We start from the raw sequence: 8,627 nt of genomic DNA on the forward strand, positions 1-8,627 counted from the left end.
ATCTCCTCCATCTCCACGAGGTACTGGGCTCCGTCGATCGAGATCTTGAACTTACGCAGCATGTTCGTTTTCCGTGCCTTTCTGTTCCAGCTTCTTATAGATACGTTTCACCGTAAAGGAGCTCTTATTGAGAGCCCCCGCGCCGAGTGCCGTAGCGATGGCGGCAACGCGGCGATGCTCGGGGTTGGCGATGTTCACGCGCCTCACCACGAGCTTGCTTTTCTCATAGGAGCCTGCGGCCAAGGCCGAGGCGATGATGCAGGCGGGCAGATGCTCCGCGGGATCGACGGGGAGATAGGGTGGAACCTCTTCCCATTCATCCGCAGGGCAGCCCAGCGCGATCTGAGCACGCGACGAAGGCGTCTCCGCGTTCGATGCCGCGCGCTTCTGCGTTCTGCGCGAAGACCGATCGCGCAGCCAGGAGCGAAAACCCATGCGATGTCCTTTCCCACGCGCCGTCCCTGTGCATAACCCCGTGGCGCGTGTGCATATGTAGATATTGTATAGGGGATGGGGCTGTTTGTGGAGGAGAAGTGAAAGAAGGTGGTGCCGTGGGGCGCTGCCGTAGCGCGCCACGCGGTTTGTGGGCTTGTGAATGCGTGCGTCCGTGGGCTGCATGCGCTGCGAGACGGGGTCTATGTCAGAATGGCTCCTTGACCGGAGTGTGCGAGCTTCGACAGCGAGACCTGTCATTTGGAGGAGCGATGACGCCATAGCTGAGCTTTCCGCAACGTTTGTATGCGTCTTCGGGAGCCGAAAAACGCTCTGGGAGGCTAATCAAATGGCTCGCTAGCGCAGGGTGGGTGCCATTGAAGTCGTTGCTACAGCTGAATATCACATGCACGCTTCACAACGAGGCTTCTCGTGAGCTCATTAGGGAAAGGAGTGCCGTTGGTGAGGTGGTCATCGGCATCATCCCCGTGAGGGTGGTATTCGCAGCTGTTTACGCTCAGACTTGCTGGAGCCGTTGGCGAGCCGGGGCGCTTGTTATCCCTGCGCCGCTTTCTCGCACGTTGCTCACGACCTTCCGCTAAGGTTGCGTGCGGCCAGCTGGCGCGCCGGTCTTCTGGTGAGGCATCTGTTGCATGTTGATATCTTTCTCGTCGAGCCAGCGTCATGCGCGTTTCTCGATGGGCGGGGGATCGACCGCGGCCCGTCTATGCCCCTCGATTTACGACGACGCCTCTTTCCACGCTTCTGCACGAGAGTGGCTTGATGCCACTCGAGATCCCGCTGCCCTGCCGCGCATGCCGCCTGTGGGAGAGAACAAGCCGTTTACCGAGTAAGTCAATTAATGCGATAGTAATAAACTAAAAGCAACTTAAATAGATTATTATAAGGATACGGGTCGCGACCGTACCTAGTCGTTGCTATAGAAAGGAGGAGCGCGTGGTCAAGATGTTCCACATCGAGCCGATTATCGAGGCTCGCGCGTGGGGAGGCAGGAAGATCATCGAGCAGTTCGGCTATCAGACTGATCTGGATAACATAGCCGAGGTGTACCACGTCATCGCCATCCCGGGCCATCTCGACTGCCTCGTATCCGATACTGGGCAGCCGCTGTCTGAGTTCTATGCAACCCATATGGAGCTGTTCGACTGCGACTCGAGCGACTTACCCGTTCGCCTAGTAACCGCCAACGCCGCTGATCGCTTGTCGTACCACCTGCATCCTCAGGAAGATTATGGGTTTGCCCACGAGGGCATGCACAGCAAGATCGAGGGGACGTTTACCATCGAGGAGACCGGCGAAGAATATGAGGTGATTGTCGGGCACAACGCCCAATCGCTGGAGCAGTTCAAAGCTTGGGTTGAAGAGGGGGCATGGGACAAGCTGTTCCGTCCGATCAAGATGCACGTGGGGGACTACCTTCATATGCCGATTGGAACGCTGCACGGCGAGTCCGGCGATGGAACCGTGATATCGGTTGCGTTCTCTACGAACGGCGATATCACGTACCGCCTCTACGATTGGGGTCGAAACGACCCCCAGCGGCCGCTTCATGTCCAGCAGGTCTTCGATAACGTAAACATGCCCGACGACAAGGTCGAGGGCTATCACGTCATCCCCTACGAGCAGGATGGCTGCCTCGTCTATGACTACTACGCCAAGCCGGGAGAGTACGTCGGCAGGCGCGTGAAGGTGGACGGCTCGGGCTCGTTCGGCATGGATGAGTTCATGTTCCTGCTCTGCCTCCAAGGCGAGGGCGCCGTCGCTGGAAATGCCATCAAGCCAGGGGAAACCTTGTTCGTCCCTGCCCACTCCGGCGACCTCGAGCTCTGCGGAGACCGTCTCGACCTTGCCGTTCTTTCGTATAAGGATGCGTGAGCCCATGGCTAAGCGTTTGGTGCTGGCGACGCACGCCTCGTTGGCGCAGGGATTGAGCGACGCGCTCGCACTGCTGGTAGGGGGAGACAAGCCCTACGTCATATGCGCGTACACGGACTGCACCACGCCGCTCGAGGCTCTCACCTCCCTGTTCGATTCGTTTGAGCCCGGCGATGCCGTCATCGTATGTACCGACATCCTCGGCGGCAGCGTGAACACCATGGTGGGGGAGCTTGCTCGAACACGCGAGATTCATGTCGTCACGGGCGTGAACCTCGGCGCGGTCATAGAACTCGCTCTCATGCCCGTGGGGCAGGTCTGTGAGGAATCGATTCGCTCCGTCGTCGACCGTGCGCGCGAAGGCTTGCTTTATGCCAACGACCTGTTCGCATCGCTCGAGGCGGTCGCATCCGACGATGTCGATTTCTTTGACGAATAGGGCGGGAAAGGAGTACGAAATGATTACGCAGGTACGACTCGATGAAAGACTCATACATGGCGAGGTCACGACGAAGTGGATCAACTTCCTGCACGCAAATCGCATCCTAGCAGTCGATGACGAGGTCGCGGGGGACGCGTTTCAGAGCAACCTCTTGAAGATGGGCGTTCCGAAGAGCTGCAAGTGCCTCATTCTCTCGGTGGAGAAGGCGATTGACGTGCTCAACGACCCGCGCTGCGAGGGCCTGTCCCTTTTCGTGCTCGTCCGCACGCCGCAGAACTTGCTCAAGCTCGTCGAAGGCGTGCCGGGGATCGAGGAGGTCAACATTGCGAATTACGGGTATCTGATCCGCCCCGACGCGCCGGGAAAGAAGGCCATCAACCGTTGCCTCGCGTTCGATCAAAACGACATCGAGTGCATAAAGAAGGTTCAAGAACGCGTCTCGAGCTGCTACCACCAGGTGCTTTCCGACACCGCGAAGGTGGAACTCGATCTGTAGGGGGAGTGCTGTGGCTCCCTGCCTCGTCCCGTAGACGACTGATTGACAGCTGTAGGTAAAAAACGAAGGGGGTTGGCATGATCATTCAAGCCATCTTGGTATTCCTCGCCATCTTATTCTGTAAGAGCGACCAGTATCTGTTACCGAACATGATGATGGAGCGGCCCATCTTCACCGGCTTTCTCGTCGGCCTCGTGCTCGGTGACGTGACGACTGGCATCCTAATCGGCGCCCAGCTCGAGCTCGTGTTCTTGGGCGTCGTGTTCGTCGGGAACGCCACGAGCGCGGAGCCGACGACGGGTACGGGCATCGCGGTCGCCTTCTCCGTGCTTTACGGCCTTTCGATGGACGCCGCGATCGCGCTCGGCATCACACTGAGCTATGTCTGTCTGGCGTTCCAGGCGGTCGAACCCGCAATCGCCGAGGTGTATCAGACAATCACCGACCGCTTTATCGAGCAAGATAAGCAGCGGAGTTTCGAGATCACCGCGGTCTTGCTGACGCTTCTCGAGGTCTCCATCTCGCCGTTCATCGCATTCCTCGCAGTCGCGTTCGGCGGGGATCTCGTTCAGTCGCTCATGGATAACATGCCGGCGTTCGTCATGACGGGCATTAGCGCAGCTGGTGCCATGCTCCCCGCTGTGGGCATCGCCGTCCTCGCATCCATGCTGTGGGACACGAAGATGTCGATCTATTTCCTCTTTGGCTTCTTTGTCATGAAGTACATGGGTCTCGAGATTATCTTCCTTGCGATGATTGCCATCTTCATTGCCGCAACCGAGCTGTTCCATGCGATGGACGGCCGCACGCCTGGTACGAAGGCGGTTGCTGCCGAGGCCGCAACGTCCGATGAGAGCAACGAAATGGAGGAGTTCTTCAATGAGTAGCAAATTGACTGAAGGGCTGACTCAAGAAGAGATCACTCAGCTCAAGACCATCAACCGCCGGTTTCTCAACTACGCGGTCATCTACACCTATTCCAAGCTCTGCGGCAACGGCGTCGCCTACGGATTGTGGCCGTTTCTGAACTGGCTCTATCCGAATCCGGAGGATAAGGAAAAGAAGATCGAGGCACTCAAGCGCCACACGACCTTCTTCAACCTCACGCCACAGTTCACGCCGTTTTGCTTTGGGTTGTTTGCCTCCATGGAAAAGGAGGCGAAGGAGAACCCCGACTTCGACGTCTCGACCATCGAGGCGGTCAAGGCGAGTATCCAGGGTCCGCTTTCCGGTATCGGCGACTCGATTTTCTGGGTCACGTGGCGCGTCATCGTGACTGGCCTCGCGCTACAGTTCTCGCTCCAGGGGAGCTTGGTTGGACCCATCCTGTTCCTCCTGCTCTACAACATTCCGGCGTTCATCATCCGCAACTCCCTGTGCTACGTGGGATACAAGATGGGTACGAGCGTCATCCAGCGTGCGTATGAGTCCGGCATGATCCAAGTGCTCACGCGCGTCGCCTCGATCGTCGGCCTCATCATGGTGGGCGGGATGGCGGCGAGTCAGATCAGTGTGCCCATCACGCTCGAATTTTCGCTTAATGGTGCGACGCAGTCGATCTACGAGGTATTCAACAGCATCTTGCCGGGTATGCTCGAACTCATGTTGGTGCTCGTGCTGCTGCGCCTCATCAAGAAGAAGGTCAACGTGACCGTTATGATCGCCGCCGTGTTCGTCATCGCGATCATTGGCGCGTTTGTGGGGGTGTTTTAATGGTGGAGTACAAGGGCGATGTCGTTATTATTGGGGCGGGACGTTCGGGTCGCGGCCTCCACGGGGAGTTCTGCTTCAAGGACGGGTGGCGCATCACGTTCGCCGACATCGACCGCGAGCTCATTCGCAAGATGAGAGCTCAGGGCTCATATACGTCGTTCAGCGAGAAGGATGGCGCCGAAGGCTTCGAAGAGTGCGTAGTGAGTGGTTACCGGGCGCTGCATATCGTTGACGATCGACCCGAGTATATCGATGCGCTCGCGTATGCCGATATCATTTTCACTGCGACGTTCGACGATGCATTTGAATCGATTGTCTGCGATATAAAAGACGCCCTTGACCGAAAAATCGAACTGGGTTTGGAAAAGCAGTTCGCGCTCGTGGTCGGTGCGAATTACGTAGGGTTATATGATTATTTCTCCGCCGCATTTGCTCGGGAGTTCGATTCGGACGAGCGACGCTGGTTCGATCGGTTTGGCGTGCTTGCGGAGTCGATCATATACCGCGTGAGTTCATTTCCGAACGAGGAGCAGAAGGCTCGCGACGAGCTGAGCGTCCAGAACGATTCGTTTGCCGTGCTGCAGGTGAATACCGGCCAGTTCGCGCGTGCCGACAAGATCGAGAAGCCTGGATTCTTCCAAGACGAGGACGATACGCTGCGCTTCATGCATTGCAAGATTTGGAATATCAACACGGCACACTGCTCGCTCGCGTTCCTCGGTCAATACTATGGCTGCGCGTGCATCTGCGACGCCGCGAACGACAATTATATAAGCAGGGTGTCCTATCTTTCGTCTGTGGAGGCATATGCTGGCCTTGCGAAGCGCTATGATCTTCCCGATGAGCCTGACAGGGAGAGCGAGCGCGCGCTCTGGGGCTGGTACCGCGATAGAACCATGCTCGACACCGTCGAGCGCGTGGGCAACGACCCCATTCGCAAGCTGCGTCGCAACGACCGCTTTATAGGACCTGCCCTCAACTGCATGAAGTACGACATTTTACCGGTGCATATCTGTCAGAACGCGGCATACGGGTTCTTCTTCCACAATGAGGGCGATGCCCGCACGGATCGCATGGCGGCTCGCATCGCGAGCGAGGGTATCGAGCAAACGATTCAGCAGGTCTGTGGACTCGATATCGAGAAGAGCGATGAACGCGTTGTCTTTGAGCTCATCCTTTCAAAGTACCGCGACCTTGCGGACGTAAACCCGCTCGACAAGCTTCTTGCCTAGACTTTGGGATATATAAGGCGGATATCCGATAGACAAATGCGTGGCTGCAGATGATACTTGAATCTGCAGCTACGTGCTTTGCTGTTCTGAACGATTTGGCTGAATGAGCGAAGAAGGATTTCCATGTTTTCCGGTCATTTGAAGATGAAGCTGCAGGATTTGTCATACAAGGAGAATCTCATTGCCAATTTCATCATGGCAAATAGAGCGTCTGCCTCGAGCATGACCTCCTATGAGATCGCGGAGGGAGCGGGAGTTGCTCAGAGCGCGGTTATGCGCTTCTCGAAGAAGCTCGGCTACTCGTCGTTCAAGGAGCTCCAGGTCGACCTCATGTATGACGATCCCGATGATTCGAACGAGGTCTCGCCGGAAGAGGATACCGTCACTACAGTCGAGAAGATTCAAAGGGCATACCAGCAATCGGTCGAAGAAATGCTTCGTCTCAATAGGGGCGATGTGCTCGAGCAAATTGCGGGCGCAATTTACCGTGCCCATCGCTTGCTGTGCTTCGGAGCGGAAACGTCCCTTGTGATGGCGCGGCTCTTCTCGGACCACATGAGCGAAATCGGAAAGGACTCGCATGCCTCGTCCGACCTCTTCGACAGTGCGGGCTTCATCAAGAATATGGGACCGAATGACTTGCTGCTCATCGTGTCCGCATCCGGGGAGACCTTGAGTTGCGTGAAGGTTGCAGAGCTTGCCAAAAAATACAGCGTACCGATGGTGTCTATCACCGGTCCTCATGCGAATACGGTGCGGTCGATGGCGGATTACGAGCTCGTGTCGTCGGACTACAAGGTTTTTACCAACATGGTCGTAATCAATAACCGCTGCTCGCAGATGTTCTTGCTCGAATGTCTGTTCTTGCTGGTATGGAAGCACAATCCAATTGAGTTCAACAAGAAGATTCAGGAGCTCAACCAAAACCTCGATTCTGTCGCAGGCTGGCCGATGAAGACGAAGCGAGACGCTTTCGCAGGGGACGCCCATCGCATTACCAGCGACGGAAAGCAGAAGGTATAGATACCTGCGGATGGGTTGTGGTTGCGGCGCAGAGCTTCCGAGGTCGTGTGGGATTTGAGAACCTTGTGGTGAGTTTGTGACACAAGGCTCTTCGACGCCATGTAGGCTTTGATGATTTCGAAAAGCGAAAACGTTACTGTGGCTGAAATGGGCATTATCAGACATCTGAATGCGATTCTCAAGGCTTTCGGCGGGTGTTGGTAAGTTAACGCTTGCTGGAGGAGAAGTGAAAGAATGTGAGAGGTCACAGCTGAGCTGCGGTGATGGTTGGTATGCGATCCATCGCATGCGGCTCGCGCGCGATGGCCTCCCGGCGCGGGTAGGCCGCGGAGCAGAATCGGCGCCGTTCCCATATGCTGTCCCGCGTTATAACGCAGCAGAATATGACCAACATGCTGGTCATCTATCTGATACTATAGAGATGGCGCAAGGAGGTGCGGTATGGATGCTGCCATGCATATTCCCGAGGATCATCGTTTCGGAATCGCAGATGCGAAGGCTCATCTGAGTTCTCTCGTCACGCGTGTCGAACAGGCCGGAGAGTCGTTCGTGCTCGTGCGCTATGGAAGGCCAGTCGCACGGATCACGCCGTATCGTGACGAGGTAAAGCCAGAACGTTCAGCACGCGGGATTCTCAGCGCGCATGCCGATGCGGCTCGTCGCGAACAGGAGCAGGTCGCATTTCTGAAGGCGATGGTGGATAAACATGACGCTGACCTTGCTTGATGCCAATGCGGTGCTTCGCTACCTCTTGGAAGACATCGAGGACCAGGCTGCGCAGGTGGAGCGTGCGGTCGAATCGGGCGCTGAAGTTACGCTTGAGGTGCTCGCGGAGTGTGTATACGTGCTGCAGGGAGTGTATGCCGTTCCTCGTTCAGATATTGCGGAAAGTATCGAGATTCTGCTCGAAGAGGTGTATTGCGCGCGCAAGCGCGTCGCGGCAACTGCGTTGGGGCTCTATCGTGGGTGTACGTTCGACTTCGTCGACTGCGTGCTCGCCGCCGAGCATGCCGTGAACGGCCAGGATGTTCTCACCTTCGATAAGAAGCTGCGCTCCCTCATATCGCTGGTAGGATGACAACTTGGCGCGCCGCCGTCGTTCATCGTGTGTTCGCCCGATGCCGCTTGTCTAATGCTACGGACGAACGGGCATAATCCCACCGATTGCATATTCGCATGTCTGTTGTAGGAGGTACTTATGGCTACGTTTTACAAGGATGCCGAGAATCATTTCCTCGTCGCGCTTTCGTCCGATGCGCCTGCACCAGAGGGATACACCGCGCTTGAGGCAAATACTACCGATGCCGCTCAGGAAAAGCACGTGCCCGTCGTCGCGCGCGAAAACGACGGCCGTCTCATTCATGTGACCGTCGGGTCGACGGAGCATCCCATG

10 protein-coding genes and 1 pseudogene are annotated in these 8,627 nt (G+C 56.7%); 10 read left to right on the forward strand and 1 reads right to left on the reverse strand.

What is annotated here, in order from left to right:
* Positions 1-51 precede the first annotated feature (51 nt).
* Positions 52-435, reverse strand: coding sequence for a hypothetical protein (locus QZ079_RS05875; protein ID WP_297036315.1), 384 nt, complete (start codon positions 433-435; stop codon positions 52-54).
* 954 nt (positions 436-1,389) lie between these two features.
* On the opposite strand from QZ079_RS05875, the gene QZ079_RS05880 reads away from it, so the two are divergent.
* The 10 genes and pseudogenes from QZ079_RS05880 to QZ079_RS05925 all read left to right on the forward strand — a co-directional run.
* Positions 1,390-2,328 (forward strand): class I mannose-6-phosphate isomerase, encoded by a 939-nt coding sequence (locus QZ079_RS05880; RefSeq protein WP_297036318.1) that lies wholly within the window; start codon positions 1,390-1,392, stop codon positions 2,326-2,328.
* Positions 2,329-2,332: 4 nt separating this feature from the next.
* On the forward strand, positions 2,333-2,767 hold the full coding sequence (locus QZ079_RS05885) for a PTS sugar transporter subunit IIA (RefSeq protein WP_297036321.1): 435 nt from the start codon (positions 2,333-2,335) through the stop codon (positions 2,765-2,767).
* A gap of 19 nt (positions 2,768-2,786) precedes the next feature.
* A complete protein-coding gene (locus QZ079_RS05890; protein WP_297036324.1) occupies positions 2,787-3,266 on the forward strand; it encodes a PTS sugar transporter subunit IIB in 480 nt (159 codons plus the stop codon).
* A gap of 77 nt (positions 3,267-3,343) precedes the next feature.
* A complete protein-coding gene (locus QZ079_RS05895; protein WP_297036327.1) occupies positions 3,344-4,153 on the forward strand; it encodes a PTS sugar transporter subunit IIC in 810 nt (269 codons plus the stop codon).
* A complete protein-coding gene (locus QZ079_RS05900; protein WP_297036330.1) occupies positions 4,146-4,979 on the forward strand; it encodes a PTS system mannose/fructose/sorbose family transporter subunit IID in 834 nt (277 codons plus the stop codon). Before QZ079_RS05895 ends, QZ079_RS05900 begins: the two co-directional genes overlap by 8 nt.
* Positions 4,979-6,211, forward strand: a complete 1,233-nt coding sequence (locus tag QZ079_RS05905) for a hypothetical protein (protein ID WP_297036333.1) — start codon at positions 4,979-4,981, stop codon at positions 6,209-6,211. The genes QZ079_RS05900 and QZ079_RS05905 overlap by 1 nt, the downstream gene beginning before the upstream one ends.
* A 123-nt stretch (positions 6,212-6,334) precedes the next feature.
* Positions 6,335-7,234, forward strand: a complete 900-nt coding sequence (locus QZ079_RS05910; protein ID WP_297036335.1) for a MurR/RpiR family transcriptional regulator — start codon at positions 6,335-6,337, stop codon at positions 7,232-7,234.
* A gap of 441 nt (positions 7,235-7,675) precedes the next feature.
* Positions 7,676-7,960 (forward strand): type II toxin-antitoxin system Phd/YefM family antitoxin, encoded by a 285-nt coding sequence (locus QZ079_RS05915; RefSeq protein ID WP_297036338.1) that lies wholly within the window; start codon positions 7,676-7,678, stop codon positions 7,958-7,960.
* Positions 7,941-8,312 carry a PIN domain-containing protein gene (locus QZ079_RS05920; protein ID WP_297036341.1) on the forward strand — a complete coding sequence of 124 codons (372 nt, stop codon included), beginning with the start codon at positions 7,941-7,943 and terminating at the stop codon, positions 8,310-8,312. The genes QZ079_RS05915 and QZ079_RS05920 overlap by 20 nt, the downstream gene beginning before the upstream one ends.
* Before the next feature lie 120 nt (positions 8,313-8,432).
* Positions 8,433-8,627 (forward strand): annotated as a pseudogene (locus QZ079_RS05925) (iron-binding protein); the annotation flags it as partial.

This window comes from uncultured Enorma sp. (assembly GCA_905210055.1).
Taxonomy (GTDB): domain Bacteria; phylum Actinomycetota; class Coriobacteriia; order Coriobacteriales; family Coriobacteriaceae; genus Enorma.